12 protein-coding genes are annotated in these 18,321 nt (G+C 64.2%); 5 read left to right on the top strand and 7 right to left on the bottom strand.

Going from position 1 to position 18,321, the window contains the following annotated elements:
- Positions 1–109: 109 nt before the first annotated feature.
- The 3 genes from RC54_RS11185 to RC54_RS11195 form a co-directional block, all read right to left on the bottom strand.
- On the bottom strand, positions 110–1,090 hold the full coding sequence (locus RC54_RS11185; protein ID WP_373281440.1) for a putative 2-aminoethylphosphonate ABC transporter substrate-binding protein: 981 nt from the start codon (positions 1,088–1,090) through the stop codon (positions 110–112).
- 139 nt (positions 1,091–1,229) lie between these two features.
- Complete coding sequence (locus RC54_RS11190; RefSeq protein ID WP_061789193.1) at positions 1,230–2,978, bottom strand: putative 2-aminoethylphosphonate ABC transporter permease subunit; 1,749 nt, start codon at positions 2,976–2,978, stop codon at positions 1,230–1,232.
- Between the two features lie 8 nt (positions 2,979–2,986).
- Entirely contained in the window at positions 2,987–4,120 is a 1,134-nt protein-coding gene (locus tag RC54_RS11195; protein WP_208652676.1) for a putative 2-aminoethylphosphonate ABC transporter ATP-binding protein, read from the bottom strand.
- Between the two features lie 331 nt (positions 4,121–4,451).
- Here RC54_RS11195 and RC54_RS11200 point away from each other — a divergent pair, with 331 nt between their 5' ends.
- From RC54_RS11200 to RC54_RS11210, 3 genes are all read left to right on the top strand, one after another.
- Complete coding sequence (locus RC54_RS11200) at positions 4,452–4,940, top strand: TonB family protein (protein WP_058897548.1); 489 nt, start codon at positions 4,452–4,454, stop codon at positions 4,938–4,940.
- A gap of 220 nt (positions 4,941–5,160) precedes the next feature.
- Complete coding sequence (locus RC54_RS11205; RefSeq protein WP_058895328.1) at positions 5,161–7,080, top strand: SurA N-terminal domain-containing protein; 1,920 nt, start codon at positions 5,161–5,163, stop codon at positions 7,078–7,080.
- 459 nt (positions 7,081–7,539) lie between these two features.
- Positions 7,540–8,259, top strand: coding sequence for a glutamine amidotransferase (locus RC54_RS11210; protein ID WP_058895329.1), 720 nt, complete (start codon positions 7,540–7,542; stop codon positions 8,257–8,259).
- Between the two features lie 97 nt (positions 8,260–8,356).
- Here the strand turns inward: RC54_RS11210 and RC54_RS11215 are convergent, their stop codons facing one another.
- Positions 8,357–8,968: an arylesterase gene (locus RC54_RS11215; protein ID WP_061789192.1), complete on the bottom strand. Its 612-nt coding sequence runs from the start codon at positions 8,966–8,968 to the stop codon at positions 8,357–8,359.
- A 64-nt stretch (positions 8,969–9,032) separates the two neighbouring features.
- On the opposite strand from RC54_RS11215, the gene RC54_RS11220 reads away from it, so the two are divergent.
- Positions 9,033–9,737: an ABC transporter ATP-binding protein gene (locus tag RC54_RS11220; RefSeq protein ID WP_017451123.1), complete on the top strand. Its 705-nt coding sequence runs from the start codon at positions 9,033–9,035 to the stop codon at positions 9,735–9,737.
- Between the two features lie 6 nt (positions 9,738–9,743).
- Here RC54_RS11220 and RC54_RS11225 read toward each other — a convergent pair whose 3' ends face one another.
- From RC54_RS11225 to RC54_RS11235, 3 genes are all read right to left on the bottom strand, one after another.
- Positions 9,744–10,688, bottom strand: coding sequence for a DMT family transporter (locus tag RC54_RS11225; protein WP_058895331.1), 945 nt, complete (start codon positions 10,686–10,688; stop codon positions 9,744–9,746).
- Positions 10,642–12,210 carry a bifunctional ADP-dependent NAD(P)H-hydrate dehydratase/NAD(P)H-hydrate epimerase gene (locus RC54_RS11230; protein ID WP_061789191.1) on the bottom strand — a complete coding sequence of 523 codons (1,569 nt, stop codon included), beginning with the start codon at positions 12,208–12,210 and terminating at the stop codon, positions 10,642–10,644. Before RC54_RS11230 ends, RC54_RS11225 begins: the two co-directional genes overlap by 47 nt.
- Before the next feature lie 205 nt (positions 12,211–12,415).
- Positions 12,416–13,684, bottom strand: a complete 1,269-nt coding sequence (locus RC54_RS11235; protein WP_061789190.1) for an FAD-dependent oxidoreductase — start codon at positions 13,682–13,684, stop codon at positions 12,416–12,418.
- Positions 13,685–14,151: 467 nt separating this feature from the next.
- Between RC54_RS11235 and purL the strand changes: the two genes are divergently transcribed.
- Entirely contained in the window at positions 14,152–18,174 is a 4,023-nt protein-coding gene (gene purL / locus RC54_RS11240) for a phosphoribosylformylglycinamidine synthase (protein ID WP_061789189.1), read from the top strand.
- Positions 18,175–18,321 lie beyond the last annotated feature (147 nt).

Raw genomic sequence — 18,321 nt, forward strand, 5'->3', positions numbered from 1 at the left:
GGCGAACGCTCTGTGGGCGTTTTGCGATCCTCTCTGTGCGCCGCCACAGGCTGGGCTGTGGCGGCGTCGAACTACGTGCAATACATGTGAACGCAGGCGGTGACGGACATTACTGCTTCTTCTCCGACTTGCTTTCGTAGCGCTTGCTCCACTCGGTCAGGATGCGATCACGGTTGGTGCTGGCCCAGGTGAAGTCGTTCTTGATGAGACGCTTTTCGTAGTCGGCCGGCAGCAGTTCGTCCGGCTTGGCTACGCCCGGAATGGCGACCACGGCGAAGTTCTTTTCATACAGCGCCATGGCATCCTTGCTGGCGGAGAAGTCGGCCAGTTTCTTGGCGGCTTCCAGGTTCTTGGTGCCCTTGACGATGGCGGTGGCTTCGATGTCCCAGCCCAGGCCTTCGGCGGGCAGGATCACGTCGATCGGGGCACCTTCCTTCTTGGTCTTCACGGCGCGGTATTCGAAGGCGATGCCGATCGGGAATTCACCTGTCGCGGCCTGCTTGCAGGGCTTGGAGCCGGAGTGGGTGTACTGGCCGATGTTCTTGTGCAGGGCGTCCATGTAGGCCCAGCCTTTTTCTTCACCCATCATCTGCAGCCAGGCCGACACATCCAGGTAGCCGGTACCGGAAGAGGCCGGGTTGGGCATGACGATCTTGCCGGCATAGACCGGCTTGGTCAGGTCAGCCCAGGAGGTCGGCTTGGGCAGGCCCTGCTTTTGCGCTTCCACGGTGTTGAAGCAGATGGCCGAGGCCCACACGTCCATGCCCACCCACGACGGCGGGTTGGCGGCGCTGCGGTACTTGGCGTCGATGGCCGACAGGCCATGCGGGGCGTAGGGGGTCAGCATCCCTTCCTTGTCCAGCAGGGCCAGGCTGGTGGCGGCCAGGCCCCAGATCACGTCGGCTTGCGGATTGGCCTTTTCCGCCAGCAGCTTGGCGGTGACGATGCCGGTGGAGTCGCGCACCCACTTGATTTCGATGTCCGGGTTGGCCTTCTGGAAGGCTGCCTGGTAAGCCTTGATCTGGTCGGCTTCGAGGGCGGTATAGACCGTCAGCGTGGTGGCCGCGTGGGCCTGGGCCGAGAACAACATGCCGGCGCCGATCACCGATGCGAGCAGGGAAAACAGCTTGGTTTTTTTCATGATGGCCTTCGTCTATGTCTATGGGATGGCTGGGTTGAAAAGGCGTCTGCGACGCCAAGGGAAGAAATCGGTTTGCCGCGGCCCACCTTCAGTGGCTGCGCCCACGGCGCCAGGCCTGGGCTCGCGCCAGCCAGCGACTGCCGGCGGCATACATGAGCAGCGAGGCTGCGGCCGAGGTCAGCAGGATCAGGGTCGACATGGCCGCGGCGGGTCCAACGTCGCCGGCGTCATCCATGTTGAGCACCGCCACCGAGGCCAGCACCGTATCGGGCCGGTACAGGAAGATCACCGCCGAGACCGTGGTCATGGAAGAGACGAACAGGTAGCGGAAGATCTCCAGCATCTGCGGCAGGCACAGCGGCACGGTCACGCGCAGGAAGGTGTTGAGCAGGGGCACCTTCAGCGACAGCGAGGCGGCTTCGAATTCGGGGTCGAGCTGCTTCAAGGCAGTCACCGCAGTCAGGTGCGCGGTGGTGTAGAAGTGCACGATGCAGCAGAGCACCAGCAGCGTCATGGTCCCGTAGAGGAAATGGAAGGGATTGGCCGGGTGGTTGAAGAACAGCAGACTGCCCAGTCCCAGCACCAGGCCGGGTACCGCCATGGGCAGGAAGCTCAACATGCGCAGGATCGGCGCCAGCCACGCCTGGCCGCGGGTCTTTTCCATCAGCCAGGCGCCGCTGAAGATGACGATGGTACCCACCACGCTGGTGCCGCAGGCCAGCCGCAGGCTGTTCCAGTAGGCCAGCCAGCCGCCGCCGTCCATGTTGTCGAAGTCGTAGTGCTGCAGTGTCAGTTGCAGGTTGTAGGGCCACAGCTTGACCAGCGAGGCGCCCATGGCCACCACGATCATCAGCAGGATGGCGGCGGCGATGAGGACCACGGCCAACAGGTTCACGCCATCGCGGCGCCAGTCCGGGCGCGGTACGTAGGCTTCCGAGCGGCTGCTCATGCTGGCGCGCTGGCGGCGTTGCAGCCAGCCGTCCAGGCCGAAGGTCAACAGCGCCGGCACCAGCAGCAGCAAGCCGATCAGCGCCCCACGCCCGAACTGCTGCTGGCCGACCACCGCCTTGTAGGCTTCCACCGCCAGCACGCTATAGGCGCCGCCGGTGATCTTGGGCACGCCGAAGTCGGTGATGGTCAGGGTGAAGACCAGGCACAGCGCGCCGAACAGACCATAGCGTGTGGCCGGCAGGGTGACGGTGGTAAAGATGCGCCAGCGCGAAGCACCCATGGCGTGGGCGGCGTCATAGAGGCGGCCATCGGCCTGCGACAGCGCCGACAGCAGGATCATCATGGCGTGCGGGAAGGTGTAGAACACTTCACCCAGCAGGATGCCCCAGAAGCCATAGATGCTGCCATCCATCCATTCCTTGAACAGACCCTGGTTGCCGAACAGGTAGATCAGCGCGATGCCCGGCAACAGCGAGGGCGCCAGCAGCGGCAGCAGGCCGATGCCGCGCCATAGTCCTTTGCAGGGGATGCAGGTACGCTGCAAGGCGTAGGCAAACACATAGGCCAGCGGCACGGTGACTACCGCCGTCACCGCCGAGACCCACAGGCTGCGCCCCAGCAGGGGCAGGAAATTGATGTGGGAGAACAGGTCCATGAAGGGCTGGATGCCGGCCCAGCCGCCCTCGGGCTTCATGACCGCTTGCGCCAGGATGAACCAGAGCGGTCCCACCAGGCCCAGCGCCAGCAAGGCCAGCAGCAGCCATTTGAAGGCGGCCAGCAGCCATTGGCTGCGGTCGGTGCCGGTCACTGCGGCGCCTTGTCGTGCGGCTTGGGGCTGGTCGTGGGCCATGGGCGGCGTCGCAGGCAGGGACGATTGCATGGTCATGGGCCGACTCAGGCAAACACCTGCAGCGCCTGGCGCGGCAGGGCCACCCACAGGCCATCGTCATTGCCAGCATTGGCGGGCAGGGCGGCGATGCGTTCATGGGCTTCGGTACTGACATCGGCCAGCAGCGACTGCCCCGGCAGCGCATCGGCAGCCAGTGCCAGGCGGTAGCGGTTGCCCAGATAGATGCGGTCCACCACGCGCGCCTGGAAGCGATTGGCGCAGGCAGGGCTGGCGAACAGTTCGACCGCCTCGGGCCGGCAGAACAGGCGACCGCTGGCCAGTTCGGCTTCTTCCGGCTGCACTTCCAGGCGCAGCGTGCCCACCGCCACCTGCGAGCCGGAGACGCGGGTAAAGGGCAGCCAGTTGGCATGACCGATGAAGTCGGCCACGAAGGGCGAGGCCGGGCGGCGATAGACCTCGGCCGGGGTGCCGAATTGCTCGATGCGGCCATGCTGCATGACGGCGATGCGGTCGGCCATCACCATTGCCTCTTCCTGGTCGTGCGTGACCATCAGGGTGGTGATGCGGAACTGCTTTTGCAGACGGCGGATTTCCAGTTGCAGATGTTCGCGCACCTGGGCATCCAGCGCCGACAGTGGTTCGTCCAGCAACAGCAGCGAAGGCGAGGGTGCCAGCGCCCGGGCCAGCGCCACGCGCTGCTGCTGGCCACCGGACAGCTGGCCGGGATACTTGGCCTGGCTGCCGGCCAGGCCCACCATGTCCAGCATGGCGGCCACCCGTTCCTGGCGCGCCTGGCGCTTCATGCCGGTCAAGCCATAGGCGACGTTGTCGGCCACGCTCAGGTTGGGGAACAGGGCATAGGACTGGAACAGGATGCCGTAGTCGCGTGACTGCGGCGGCAACTGCGAGATGTCGCGGCCAGCGGCCACGATCTGCCCGGCGTCCTGGCGCTCCAGCCCGGCGATGGTGCGCAGCAGGGTGGTCTTGCCGCAACCCGACGGACCCAGCAGGCAGACCATCTCACCCTGGCGTACTTCCAGCGACACCCGATCCAGTGCGGTGAAGGCGCCGAAGCGTTTTTCGATGGCGCGCACCGACAGGAAACGCTGCTCGGTCTCGCTCTCTTCGGGCGGGCAGGACGGTCTCGCAAGCGCGGCGGCAGAGGGTGTGGGCATCATCGTGGAAGTGTTCTCGCTAGGTCGCAGTGTTGCCCAAAGGCAGTGCCCATGCGGCATTGCGCAGTGACAGGGCAGGCCCGGGTTCGAAGGCAAGCGGATGGTACGGCGCAAATATGACTGCTGGATGACGCCCCCTGCCGTGATAGCGGGGTGGAATCCTTGCTATAGATTGAAGTTATGGATCGCCGGTCCGGCTCCCGCTGCCAGGGAATCCCGGTCAGTAAACCTGGTCCAAAGCTTCATTGACGTAGTCTTTTGAGTGAAGCAAGATCAGTCAGCTTGATGGGAGACCAGAATGAAGAAAAATGCCAAACCTGCCCGCCGTCCCGGGATGCGCCTGGCCATCTCTGGAGTGGGCGTGGCAGCCATGCTGGCCGCCTGCTCGGCGCCGGAGAGCACCCAGCAGGAGCGTGATGCCCTGGCCCGCAGCCTGATCGAACAGAAAAAGACCACCGAGGACGCCACCTCCACTGCCACCACCCCGGATGGCTACAAGGTGGACCTGGCCCGGCGCATCTCCCAGGTCAATTTCACCAGCGTCTACGTGGAGCGTCCCCAGGCCCTGCTGCGCTCGGTGATCGTCATCAAATACGTGGTCGATGGCGACGGCAACCTGATCAAGAGTGAAATCCTGCGCAGCAACCGCGACAAGCACGCCGAAGCCAGCGCCTTGAGCAGCCTGAAATCGGCCGCACCTTTCCCCAAGCCGCCCCCGGCCTTGCTGAAACAGGGGCGTATCGAGTTATCTGAAAGTTGGCTTTTCAATAATGACGGCCGCTTTCAGCTACGCAGCGTGGCGCTGGCGCAGATGGATCAATAAGGGGAGCACATCGCGCCGGGCTGGCCCGCCGAAGATGCCGGTGGGCATTGGCATGTGTATAATGTCGCGCGAGCACGACGGTGTGCGTTGTGCGTCCCAGGTCTCATGGGCCTGCGCCGGATCAGGGCGAACGCGAGTTCGCCTTTTTTCTTATCCGCGGGCGCCAGCGCGCAGTCTTCGCTGACCTTCATTGACCAGATCGTTTATTGATTGGCTATACATGTTTGATTTCATTCGTACTCACCAGCGCCTGATGCAGTTCTTGCTGCTGCTGTTCATCTTTCCGTCGTTCGCCTTCTTCGGCCTGGAAGGCTACAGCCGCCTGACCGACGACAGCGGCGTGGCCAAGGTGGCCGGCCAGACCATCACCAAGGAAGAATGGGACGCCGCGCACCGCCAGCAGCTGGAACGTATGCGCCAGGTCTATGGCAACCAGTTCGACGCCAAGATCTTCGATAGCCCCCAGGCGCGCCGCGCCATCCTGGACAACCTGATCGCCCAGCGCGCTCTGGGCGCCGAAGTGGTGGCCAACAAGCTGGTGGTGCCGGACCAGGTGCTGCAGCAGAGCATCCTGCAGATCCCCGGCCTGACCAAACCGGACGGCAGCTTCGACAATGAACAGTACCGCGTGCTGCTGGCCGCCCAGGGCCTCACCCCCAAGTCCTATGAAGCCAGCCTGCGCCGCGAGATGGCCGTGCAGCAGTTGAATGCCGCCATCCAGAGCACCGCTTTCGCCCCCAAGACCGTGGCCGAGAACCTGTCCAACCTGAATGACCAGGAACGCACGGTGCAGATGCTCAATTTCAAGCCGGAGAGCTACGCCGCCCAGGTCAAGATCAGCGACGACATGTTGAAGGCCTACTACGACAAGAATGGCGCCCGCTTCGAAACCCCGGAACAGGCCGACATCGAATACGTGGTGCTGGACGCAGCCGCCGTGGCTGCCCAGGCCAGTGTGACCGATGACGACATCAAGTCCTACTACGAGCAGAACCAGAAGCAGTACACCACCGAAGAGCAGCGTCGTGCCAGCCACATCCTGATCGCCGTCAAGAAGGATGCCTCGGCTGCCGACAAGGCTGCCGCCAAGAGCAAGGCCGAAGCCCTGGTGGCGCAACTGCGCAAGAATCCGGGTGACTTCGCCAAGTTGGCCAAGGCCGATTCGCAAGACCCCGGCTCGGCCGAAAACGGCGGCGACCTGGGTTACTTCGGCAAGGGCGCCATGGTCAAGCCCTTCGAAGATGCCGCTTTCAGCCTCAAGCAAGGCCAGATCAGCGATCCGGTGGAATCCGACTTCGGCTACCACATCATCGAAGTGACCGGCATCAAGCCGGCCGCGGTCAAGCCGCTGGACGCGGTCAAGGCCGAGATCGGTGCCGAGATCAAGAAGCAGATCGCCGCCAAGAAGTATTCCGAGATGGCTGACCAGTTCAACAACCTGGTCTATGAAAACGGTGACAGCCTCAAGGCCGTCTCCGACAAGCTCAAGCTGAAGATCCAGACCGCTTCCGGCGTGACCCGTACGCCCAATCCGGCCGCTGGTGCTGCGCCCTACAACAACGCCAAGTTCCTGACGGCGCTCTTTACCGACGACGTCATCAAGGGCAAGCACAACTCCGAAGCCGTGCAGACTGCGCCCAACACCCTGGTGGCCGGTCGAATGACCAGCTACAAGCCGGTCACCAAGCGTCCCTTCGACGAAGTCAAGGCTGAGGTGCAGAAGGATGTGCTGGCCGCCGAAGAACAGGCACTGGCCGTCAAGGCTGGTCAGGAACGCCTGGCGCAGTTGCAGGCCAAGGATGATGCCACGGGCTTTAGCGACCCCAAGGTGGTGTCGCGCGTGAAGTCCGAGGGCTGGACCCAGGAAGCCTTCAATGCCGTCATGAAGGCCGATACCGCCAAGCTGCCTGCGTATGCAGGCGCCGAGACCACCGGCCTGGGTTACCAGATCTACCGCATCACCAAGGTGGAACAGCCCAAGACGGTCGATACCGCGCGCCGCAAGGCCGAACAGGAGCAGATCACCGCCGCCCTGTCGCAACAGGAAGCCCTGGGTTACCTGGACTACCTGCGTGAAAAGGCCAAGACCAAGCTCTTGAAGGGCGCCACCGCCGTCAGCGGCGACGACGCCGCCAAGTGACCCTGGATGGGGCAGGACGCGCACCGGGATCGTGAATCGGCGCGTGGCTATGCCCCAGGGCAGGGAGTTGTCGGCATGACTGCCACAATTGACTAAAAAATTTATACAGGCCGCTTTTCCAGCGGCCTTTTTTGTTTCATCATGGACACCGGGCGCTGCATTCGAGCGGATGCGCGAGGGAGCCGGCACTGGGGGAATCCACTTCATTGTTTCCAACTAGCGTTGGCGTTTCGTCCTTTTTCCACTTGGTGGGAAATCTCGTGGGAATACACAGGTTTTATGCTGCACAGATGAAATTCCTGTCATCCGCATGTCATGTAGCGTCGTTTCGGAAGTAACGTAAACGGCTGCCGTACATGTTGTCGCTTTCTCCAGTCGACATTCGAAAACAATGCAGGAAGCGTTTCCACGAGAAAAGCCTCCGCTGCCCGTTTTGCCCTGAATACCGACCACGTTTTTATGCCTGCCCCAGTCCTGATCATTCAAACCGGCGACGCCAATCCTGCCCTCAAGACTAACTACGGTGGTTATGCCGACCAGATCGGCTGCGCTGCCGGCCTATGCCAGAGTGAAATCGAAGTGGTGACCGTATATGAAGGCCAGCGCCCGGCCTGCCCACGCAGCTATCGGGCGGTCTTCATCACCGGTTCTCCGGCCATGGTGACCGACAAGGAAGACTGGAGCGAGCGCACCGCCGAGTGGATCCGCGACGCCGCCGAGCTGGACACGCCCATGTTCGGCATCTGCTACGGTCACCAGTTGCTGACCCACGCCTTCGGCGGTGAAGTCGGCTACAACCCGGCCGGCCGCGCCGCCGGCACCATGCACGTGAAGACGCTGGAATGCTGCCGCCAGGATGAATTGCTGGGCGCGCTGCCTGCCGAATTCCCGGCCCACATGCTGCACATGCAGTCGGTGCTGCGTCCACCCAAGGACGCCATCGTCATGGCCCGCTCCCCGCTGGACCCGCACCACGTCATCAAGCACAAGCACAACGTCTATTCGACCCAGTTCCACCCCGAGTTCTCGCCCGAATTCGTGCGCGCCCACCTGCATTACTACGCCGATATCTATCGCGGCTGCGGCATCGATGCCCAGGCGCTGTGCGACAAGGTGCGCGAGACGCCGCAGTCCACGGGCTTGTTGCGCCGGTTCCTGGAGCTGTACGCGCGGCATTGAAGCGCTGTTGATCAGTTGGCCTTAGCCGGCCGCAGATGACGCAAGCCCCTGTCACCGGTATGGTGGCAGGGGCTTGGTGTTTTTAGGGGCAGGGCGCTTACTTCAGTCCCAGCAAGGGCTTCAGATACGGCCAGACATTGTCCAGCAACCGTGGTTGCGCCTGTTCATTGGGATGGATGCGATCGGCCTGGAACTGCGACAGATCGGCGGCAATGCCTTCGAAGAAGAATGGCACCAAGGCCAGCTTGTTGGCCTTGGCCAGGTCCTGGTACATGGCGGCAAAGCGGCGCGTGTAGTCGGGACCGTAGTTGGGCGGGATCTGCATCCCCACCAGCAGTACCTTGGCCTTCTGCGCGTGCGCCAGATCAATCATGGCTTGCAGGTTGTCCTGGCTGGTTTTCAGTGGCAGGCCGCGCAGGGCGTCGTTGGCACCCAGTTCGATCACCAGCACGGCCGGCTTGTGCTGCGTCATCAGCGCCGGCAGGCGGTTGCGTCCGCCGATGGTGGTGTCGCCGCTGATGCTGGCATTGACCACCTGGAAGCCGGATTTGTCCTGCTGCAGCCGTTGCTGTAACAGGGTGGTCCAGCCGCTGCCGCGCTGCAGGCCGTATTCGGCCGAGAGGCTGTCGCCGAGCACGAGCAGGTTTTTTGGGGCAGAATAGGCGCTCGTTGCCGCCAGCACCAGGGCCAGGCCCAGCAGCAGGCGCAACAGCCCGTTGCTTAGCGCCGTGCGCGCCGACCCGATCCCGGACCACCTTGCCCGATTGCCTTGAATGCCTGCTTCCGCTACCGCCAGTCCCGCCATCATTGCCGCCATTGAAGTCCTTCAGTTGTCCAAACACGTTGCCGACGTCGCCGCGCCTTCTGGACGGCTGACCATCTTGAGCGGCATCGATTTTACCGTGGCTGCCGGTACCACGGTGGCCATCGTCGGCGCCTCCGGTTCCGGTAAATCGACCTTGCTGGGCCTCTTGGCTGGACTGGATACCCCCAGCGAAGGTTCCGTGCGCCTGGATGGGGAAGACATCTACGCCCTCGACGAAGACGGCCGGGCGCTGCTGAGGAAGCGCAAGCTGGGCTTCGTATTCCAGTCCTTCCAGTTGCTGGGCCACCTCAATGCGCTGGAAAACGTGATGCTGCCGCTGGAGTTGCGCGGCGACAGCCAGGCCCGCACCAAGGCCGAACAGATGTTGGGACGGGTGGGCCTGGGCAGTCGCCTGAAGCATTACCCCAAATACCTATCCGGGGGCGAGCAGCAGCGCGTGGCGCTGGCACGCGCCTTCGTCACCGAGCCGCCCCTGTTGTTTGCCGATGAGCCCACCGGCAGCCTGGATGCCGCCACCGGCGAATCGGTGATCCAGTTGATGTTCGAACTGAACCGCGAACGCGGCTCCACCCTGGTGCTGGTGACCCACGACAACGGTATCGCCGCACGCTGCGAGCGCACTCTCACCATTGCCGCTGGCCGCCTGGTCTGAAGCGCTTCAGACCAATTCCATGGGATCGGCCGGGGGCAGCGGGTGGGCGCGCTTGTGTTCGATGTAGGCAATGCCGATGCCGCTGGCGCAGATGATGGCAATGCCCAGCACCGTGATGCTGTCCGGGAATTGTCCGAACACCAGCCAGCCCATGCCGCAGGCCGAGATGATCTGGGCATAGAAGAAGGGTGTCAGCACCGAGGCCTCGGCGTGCTTGTAGGCGGTGTTCTGCAGGAAGTGGCCGATGGTGCTGGTAATGCCGGTGGAGACCAGGATCGCCAGTTCGACCATGCTGGGCGTATGGCTGGTCCAGAAGAAGGGCACCATCAAGGTCGACGCCACGCTGCCCACCAGCGCCCCGTAGAACAGCGTCACCATGGGGTTGTCCGCCTGGCTGGCCTTGCGGTTGAGGATCGACAGCAAGGCCTGGGTCAGGGCCGAGATCAGCCCCAGCGCCACGCCGTAGGGCGGGATGTCGCCACTGGGGCGGATCACGATCAGCATTCCACTAAACCCGATCAATACCGCGATCCAGCGCGAGACATAGCTGCGCTCGCCCAATAGCCAGGGCGAGATCGCCAGCACGATCAGCGGCGCGCAGAAATTCATGGCCGTGCCTTCGGCCAGCGGCACGATCTTCAACACCGAAAAGAAAATCAGGGTCGAGCCCAGCAGCAGCGCCCCGCGCCCCAATTGCAGGCCGAGCCGGTTCGATTGCAGGATGCTGCGTCCGTGCCGGCGGCGGTACAGCGGCGCCAGCGTGGCCGCCATGAAGAACAGGTTGATGGTGTAGCGCATCCAGGCAATCATCACCACGTGATAGCCGGCCAGGGCCAGCAGCTTGCCGGCGGTATCGAGCAGTGACAGTGTCCAGAGCCCCGAAATGAGGAACAGGATGCCCAGTTTATGACTGTGGGCGATGCGGGGATGTGGCAGGACGGCGCTGGACATGGTCTCGGAGGATTTGGTTGAACACGGCTCGGATGGCCGGTATGAATTCGCTGGCAGTCAGCCCCACCGGCCCCTGGCCTGCGGCCACCAACTGGTCGGCCGCTGCGCCGTGGATCCAGGTCGCGGCCAGGGCGGCGGCGCGCGTAGGCCAGCCCTGGGCCAGCAGCGCTCCGCACAGGCCCGACAGGACATCGCCGGTGCCGGCGGTGGACAATGCCGGGTTGCCGCTGGGGTTGATGGCGATCTGGCCATCAGGGAATGCGATGACCGTCCCTGCGCCCTTGAGCACGGTGATGGCATTGAACTGGCGCGCCAACAGACGCGCCGCCTGGGGGCGATCCTGCTGGACTTGCTGGGTGGTGCTGTCGAGCAGTCGCGCTGCTTCCAGCGGATGCGGCGTGATGATGCTGGTGATGGCCGCACCCGTGTGACTGCGGCTGTGCAGCTTGTGTTGCAGGGTCGGCTCGGCCGAGATCAGGTTCAGGGCATCGGCATCGATGACGATGTCGGCTTCGCTTTCCAGCGCGCGCGCCAGGAGGTCATGGGCGTGGCGCGAGGTGCCCATGCCGGGGCCCACCACCAGTGCCGCGCTGGCACCGAATTCGACGCGGTCGGCCAGGCGGAACATCAGTTCCGGGTGCTTGTCGTCATAGGCCAGGCCGTCATCGACGAAGGCCACGTAGACCCGTCCGGCACCGCCAAAGGCGGCCGTGCGGGCGGCCAGCACCGGCGCGCCGGCCATGCCGCGTGCCCCCCCGACCACGATCACGTCGCCATAGCTGCCCTTGTGGCTGTTGTTGGCGCGTGGCTTGAGCGCAGTGGCAAAGCTCTGCGGGCCGTTGAGGAAGGCGCGCGCCGGCCGCAGCAAACGGGGCTCGATGTCCAGTGGCTCCACCACGATGTGGCCACTGTGGTCGCTGCCGTCGCAGGTATGCAGGCCGGGCTTGTCGCCGATGAAGGTAATGGTATGGGTGGCCTGTACCGCCACCCCGTCGCGAGCACCGACGATGCTGCCGGTATCGGCATCCAGGCCGCTGGGCACATCGATGGACAGCACCGGGCAGCGCAGGCTGTTGACGTAGTCGATGATGGGCCGCAGCGCCGGGCCGGGCGCTCGTGCCAGGCCGATACCGAACAGGCCATCAATCACCAGCGCCCAGGATTGCGCGCGCAGGGCGGCGTCGCTGAGGTCGTCGATGAACTGGATCTCGGCCTCGCGTGCGCGGGCCAGGGCACAGCGGGCATCGGGCGGCTGGCGGCTTGGGTCGGCATGGAGTTGCACGCTCACTTCGATGCCGGCTTCTTCCAGCAGGCAAGCCGCTTCCAGCGCATCACCCCCATTGTTGCCGGGGCCGGCCAGGATCAGCACCGAGGGCGAGGACGCCGTGGCCGAGCACAGCAGTTGCTGCGCCTGCTCGGCAATGGCGGCGCCGGCGCGTTGCATCAGGGTGTAAGGGGGCAGGGCGGACAGGGCGGCTTGTTCGACTTGGCGGATCTCGGCAACAGAATAGAGCGCGCTCATGATCGGGATCGCTGGCGTATGAAGGTTAATGCTGCGTGGATGAAGCTAGTCCAGGCGGGTGGGGGCTGGCCGGGAGCAGGTGTAACGACGATGTGAATTTTAAGGGAATTATGCTGCCCGCGCAGAGCGCCGACAGATGAAAAAAATCGGCGCGAATCGTGTATCTCGTGTATCGCCTCGCGCCGATCTGGCCGCCATCACGTCATCAAGCCAGCACGTCGCGTGGCAACAGGCCTTCGGTCGGTATTTCGGTCTCTTCCCCGGCCACCAGGTCGGCCAGCAGACGCGCCGAGCCCACGCTGGCTGCCCAGCCGGTAGCGCCATGGCCGACGTTGACGAACACATTGCCCTGCCGGGTCGGCCCGATCAGGGGCAGGCCATGCGGCAACAGGGCCATGGTATTGCTCCAGAAGTGGGCCTGGTTGTAGTTGGCGGCATTGGGGTAATAGTCGCCGGCAATCTTGAGCAGGTTGCGCAAGGCCTTGGGCGGCAGTGTCTGCGAGGGCTGCACGAAGCCCAGCAGGCCGCTGATGCGGATGCGCCCGCCCAGGCGGGTCATGGCGACCTTGTAGCTGTCGTCGTAGAGCGCCATGCTGGGCGCGTCATCTGGATTCTTGACCGGCACCAGGGCCGAATAGCTTTGCAGCGGGCGTAGCGGCAGGTCGGTATCGAGCGGACGCAGCAACTCGGCGCTGGACATGCCGGCGGCCACCACCACGGCATCGACCCGCATCTGCGAAGCCAGGTGCGGCGACTGTAGCTGCAGCATGACGCGCCCGCCGAATTCGGCCTGGATGGCGGTGACGGTGGAATCGAAATGGAAACGCACGCCCAGTTCCTGGGCCGCATTGCGCATCTGCTTGGCAAACAGCACGCAGTTGCCGGCGATGTCATCGGGATAGTAGAGCGCGCCGGCCAGGGCGGCGCCGGAAGAGAAGGCCGGCTCCAGGGCGCGGATCGCCTCCGTGTCCAGAGCCTGGTGCTTGAACTCGCATTGTTCGGCGGCTTCCTGCATCTGCCCCATGCGCGCTGCTTCGGCCGGCAGGCGGAACAGGTGGAATACGCCATTGCCGTTCTCGTGTTCCAGGTTGTAATGCGTCTGCAATTGCAGGGTCAGGGCCTGGCCATAGGCCGACAGGCGCGACAGGCGCAGTTTGTTCTGTGCAAAATACTGTTGCGCCTGGCGCGTGCGGCCCATCCAGCGGCGGCGGCCGAAGTCGGTACCGGACGCCAGCAGCACGCGCGGCTCATCCTGGAAGCGGCAGGCGAAGGTGGCCATGGCGCCCGGCAAGGTCAGGGGCGTGGCCACTCCCGGCGCCAACAGGCCCGTGTCGCCGAAGGTGGCTTCTTCGGCCACATGGGCGCGGCGCTCGATCACGGCGACTTCATAGCCCTTGGCGGCCAGGAAGTAGGCGCTGCATATCCCTGAAAGTCCCCCGCCGATGACGGCGATCTGTCGATGTGTGCTATTCACTCTATTCGTCTTGGAGGCGGCGTGGCCGCTGTGGTCATGGGCATCGGGCGGTGAGTTGTGCTGCTCGCTGCGCGTTCACAGGGGCAGGCCATGGTCCGATGCGGGCCGAATGATACCGCGAAATTTCCTTGCCGTTCAGATATTGCCGCAGTGCTACATCCCGGCGTCGTCCCGAAGCAAGGCATGTCCTTCGTGGCAGGACAACGTTTGGAGCGGGAAGGGCGATGACAGCGGCCAGGAAACGATGCCAGGGCTGCTCGCTTTGCACGGGACTTGGCGCGGTGTCCACTGTATAATGCCGGCTCTGCCAGCTAACGCGCGCACGATCCATCATTCCGCCACCCCTAGGCCTGCACGTTTTTTCCTTGTGCAATGCGGCATCCGGGGCTGGTCGGTGCCGCTGGACCGGTCCCTGCCGCGATGCTGCCACGGTTTTCCCGATTCAAGCTAACTGCCTCGACCTCGCCATGCTGATCCTGCCGGGCTCCAATGCCCTTTCCGCTTTCCGTACCCAACGCCTTCTGACCCAATTGCAAGCAGTGGATGCCGCCATCACCGGCGTATCCGGCCGCTACCTGCATTTCGTCGATGCCAAGGCCCTGACGCAAGAGGATGAGGCCCGTCTCAACGGCCTGTTGACCTACGGCGACCCTTTCAACGGCAGCGACGAGGGCGACGCCTTCGTGGTGATTCCGCGTTTCGGCACCATCTCGCCCTGGGCCAGCAAGGCCACCGACATCGTGCGCAATTGCGGCATGGGCCACATCCACCGCGTGGAGCGCGGCATCATCTTCCGCGTGCAGGTCAAGACGGGCCTGTTGGGCGGCGCCAAGAAACTCAACGAAGCCAGCCTCCCGGCCGTGGCCGCACTGCTGCATGATCGCATGACCGAGACCGTGCTGCGTGATCCCCAAGATGCAGCCGGTCTGTTCTCGGAACTGCAGGCCAAGCCACTGGAGTCGGTCGACGTGATCGGCGGCGGCCGCGCCGCGCTGGAACGCGCCAACACCGAACTGGGCCTGGCGCTGTCGGACGATGAGATCGATTACCTGGTGGAAGCGTTCACCAAGGCCCAGCGCAATCCCACCGACGTCGAACTGATGATGTTCGCCCAGGCCAACAGCGAACACTGCCGCCACAAGATCTTCAACGCCGACTGGACCATCGACGGCGAGAAGCAGGACAAGTCGCTCTTCGGCATGATCAAGAACACCCACCAACTGGCGCCCAAGGGCACCGTGGTGGCCTATTCGGACAACTCCTCCATCATCGAGGGCGCGACCGTCTCGCGCTTCTACCAGCGCGGCGCCACCAAGGGCAATGTGTATGAAGCTTCGGACGAGCTGACCCACATCCTGATGAAGGTGGAAACCCACAACCACCCGACCGCCATTTCCCCGTTTCCGGGCGCGTCCACCGGCGCCGGCGGCGAGATCCGCGATGAAGGCGCGACCGGCCGTGGCTCCAAGCCCAAGGCCGGCCTGACTGGCTTCACCGTCTCCAACCTGATGGTCACCCACGCCGTGCAACCCTGGGAAAACGCCCGCGACGTGGCCCAGCCGGTCGCCGAGCGTGCCGAGCACGCCCAGGGTGGCATCTATGGCAAGCCCGAGCGCATCGCCTCGCCCCTGCAGATCATGATCGACGGCCCGCTCGGGGGCGCCGCCTTCAACAACGAATTCGGCCGTCCCAACCTGGGCGGTTACTTCCGCACCTACGAGCAGAACGTGGGCGGCCAGGTCATGGGCTATCACAAGCCCATCATGATTGCCGGCGGCATGGGCAACATCTCGGCCAAGCACACCAAGAAGAACGACCTGCCGGTGGGCAGCCTGCTGATCCAGCTGGGCGGCCCCGGTATGCGCATCGGCATGGGCGGCGGCGCCGCTTCCTCGATGGCCACCGGCGTCAATACCGCCGACCTGGACTTCGATTCGGTGCAGCGTGGCAACCCGGAAATGGAGCGTCGCGCCCAGGAAGTCATCAATGCCTGCTGGGCGCTGGGTGACGAGAACCCGATCCAGTCCATCCACGACGTGGGAGCAGGCGGTCTGTCCAACGCCTTCCCTGAAATCACCAACGATGCCAAGCGCGGCGCCATCTTCGACCTGCGCAAAGTCCCCCTGGAAGAAAGCGGCCTGGCCCCGCGCGAGATCTGGAGCAATGAATCCCAGGAGCGTTACGTGCTGGCGATCCTGCCGGAACACCTGCCCCTGTTCAAATACCTGTGCGAGCGCGAGCGCGCGCCCTTCGCCGTGGTCGGTACGGCCACCGAAGAACGTCAACTGAAGGTGATCGACCCCGAGCACAACAACAGCCCGGTCGATATGCCCATGGACGTGCTGCTGGGCAAGCCGCCCAAGATGCACCGCGATGTGCAGCACGTCGAGAAGCAACTGCCCCCAGTGGACCTGACTGGCATGGACCTGGTGGAGGTGGCCCAGCGCGTGCTGCGCCTGCCGGCCGTGGCCGACAAGTCCTTCCTGATCACCATCGGCGACCGCAGCGTCGGCGCCATGACCGTGCGCGACCAGATGGTCGGTCCCTGGCAGGTGCCGGTGGCCGACGTGGCCGTGACCGCCATGGGCCTGGAAGGCTATCTGGGTGAAGCCATGGCCATGGGCGAGCGCACCCCGCTGGCCGTGATCGACGCCCCGGCCTCGGGCCGCATGGCCGTCGGTGAAGCTATCACCAACATTGCCGCCGCGCCCATCGCCGAGATCGGCGACATCAAGCTCTCGGCCAACTGGATGGCCGCCTGCGGCCAGCCCGGCCAGGACGCCGCGCTGTTCGATACCGTCAAGGCCGTGGGCATGGAGCTGTGCCCGGCACTGGGCATCTCGATCCCGGTGGGCAAGGATTCGCTGTCCATGCGCAGCACCTGGAGCGATGAAGAGGGCGCCAAGTCGGTGACTTCGCCGGTCTCGCTGATCGTCTCCGGTTTTGCGCCGGTGACCGATGTGCGCCGCGTGCTCACGCCGCAACTGCGCAAGGACAAGGGCGAGACTGTCCTGATCCTGATCGACCTGGGCCGTGGCAAGAACCGCATGGGGGCTTCGGCCTTGACGCAGGTGATGCAGCAGATCGGCAACGAGACCCCGGACGTCGATAGCGCCGAAGACCTGAAGGCCTTCTTCAACGCCATCCAGCAACTCAACACCGAAGACCGCCTGCTGGCCTACCACGACCGTTCCGACGGCGGCCTGTATGCCACCTTGGCCGAAATGGCCTTCGCTGGCCATACCGGTATCTCGGTCAACCTCGACATCCTGACCATGGAAGCCGAGCACGCCGCCGATTGGGGCGACTCCAAGAACTGGACCACGCAAGTGGCCGAGCGCCGCAATGAACTGACCCTGCGCGCGCTGTTCAGCGAAGAACTGGGCGCCGTGATCCAGGTCCCGGCCGAGCAGAAGTCGGAAGTCATGAACGTGCTGCGCACCTACAACCTGGGCGCGTGCAGCCATATCATCGGCAAGCCCAACGATCGCGACGTGATCGAATTCATGCGCGACGCCAAGAACATCTACGGCCAGCCGCGCGCCGAGCTGCATCGCGTCTGGAGCGAAACCAGCTGGCGCATCGCCCGCCTGCGCGACAACCCGGCCTGCGCCGATGCCGAATACGAACGCTTGCTGGACGCGGCCGACCCGGGCATGACGCCCAAGCTGACGTTCGATCCGCAGGAAGACATCGCCGCACCCTACCTGTCGCTGGGCGCAGCGGCGCGTCCCAAGGTCGCCATCCTGCGCGAGCAGGGCGTGAACTCGCACATCGAGACCGCCTATGCCATGCACAAGGCCGGTTTCACGGCGGTGGACGTGCACATGAGCGACCTGATCGCCAATCGCGCCAAACTGGATGACTTCAAGGGCTTCATCGCCGTGGGTGGCTTCTCCTACGGTGACGTGCTGGGCGCCGGTGAAGGCTGGGCCAAGACCATCCTGTTCAATGCGGCGCTGGCCGAGCAGTTCTCGCGCTTCTTCCAGCGCCAGGACACCTTCTCGCTGGGCATCTGTAACGGTTGCCAGATGATGAGCAACCTGAAGTCCATGATCCCCGGCGCCCAAGCCTGGCCCAAGTTCACCCGCAACAAGTCCGAGCAGTTCGAGGCGCGTTTCGTGATGGTGGAAGTGGCCGATTCGCCCTCCATCTTCATGCAGGGCATGGCCGGTACCCAGGCGCCGATTGCCACCGCCCACGGTGAAGGTTTCGCCGACTTTTCGCAGACCGGCGACATCGACCGTGCCATCATCGCCATGCGCTACGTCGATCATCGCGGCGCGGCCACCGAGGCCTATCCGTTCAACCCCAACGGCTCGCCGCAGGGCATCACTTCGGTGACCACGCCGGACGGCCGCTTCACGGTCCTGATGCCGCACGCCGAACGCGTGTTCCGTACCGTGACCCAGTCCTGGCACCCTGAGTCCTGGGGCGAGGATTCGCCGTGGATGCGCATGTTCCGCAATGCCCGTAAGTGGGTGGGTTGAGCCTGAATCGGCTTGATATGAAGCTTTCTTCGAGGGCTGCCCAGCGTGTGCGGCAGTCCGCGAGGGGCTAGAAATCCAGGGTGAAAAAAAACGCAGTTCCGAAAGGAACTGCGTTTTTTGTTTCTGCTGCCTGTCTGGGTGGATCAC

Source organism: Herbaspirillum rubrisubalbicans (assembly GCF_003719195.1).
Classification (GTDB): Bacteria; Pseudomonadota; Gammaproteobacteria; order Burkholderiales; family Burkholderiaceae_D; genus Herbaspirillum; species Herbaspirillum rubrisubalbicans.

Coding starts and splice junctions, on each gene's coding strand:
- RC54_RS11205 (WP_058895328.1), top strand. CDS start 5,161: ATGTTTGATTTCATTCGTACTCACCAGCGCCTGATGCAGTTCTTGCTG.
- RC54_RS11190 (WP_061789193.1), bottom strand. CDS start 2,978: ATGACCATGCAATCGTCCCTGCCTGCGACGCCGCCCATGGCCCACGAC.
- purL (WP_061789189.1), top strand. CDS start 14,152: ATGCTGATCCTGCCGGGCTCCAATGCCCTTTCCGCTTTCCGTACCCAA.
- RC54_RS11200 (WP_058897548.1), top strand. CDS start 4,452: ATGCGCCTGGCCATCTCTGGAGTGGGCGTGGCAGCCATGCTGGCCGCC.
- RC54_RS11195 (WP_208652676.1), bottom strand. CDS start 4,120: ATGATGCCCACACCCTCTGCCGCCGCGCTTGCGAGACCGTCCTGCCCG.
- RC54_RS11225 (WP_058895331.1), bottom strand. CDS start 10,688: ATGTCCAGCGCCGTCCTGCCACATCCCCGCATCGCCCACAGTCATAAA.
- RC54_RS11210 (WP_058895329.1), top strand. CDS start 7,540: ATGCCTGCCCCAGTCCTGATCATTCAAACCGGCGACGCCAATCCTGCC.
- RC54_RS11220 (WP_017451123.1), top strand. CDS start 9,033: ATGCCTGCTTCCGCTACCGCCAGTCCCGCCATCATTGCCGCCATTGAA.
- RC54_RS11230 (WP_061789191.1), bottom strand. CDS start 12,210: ATGAGCGCGCTCTATTCTGTTGCCGAGATCCGCCAAGTCGAACAAGCC.
- RC54_RS11185 (WP_373281440.1), bottom strand. CDS start 1,090: ATGTTGTTCTCGGCCCAGGCCCACGCGGCCACCACGCTGACGGTCTAT.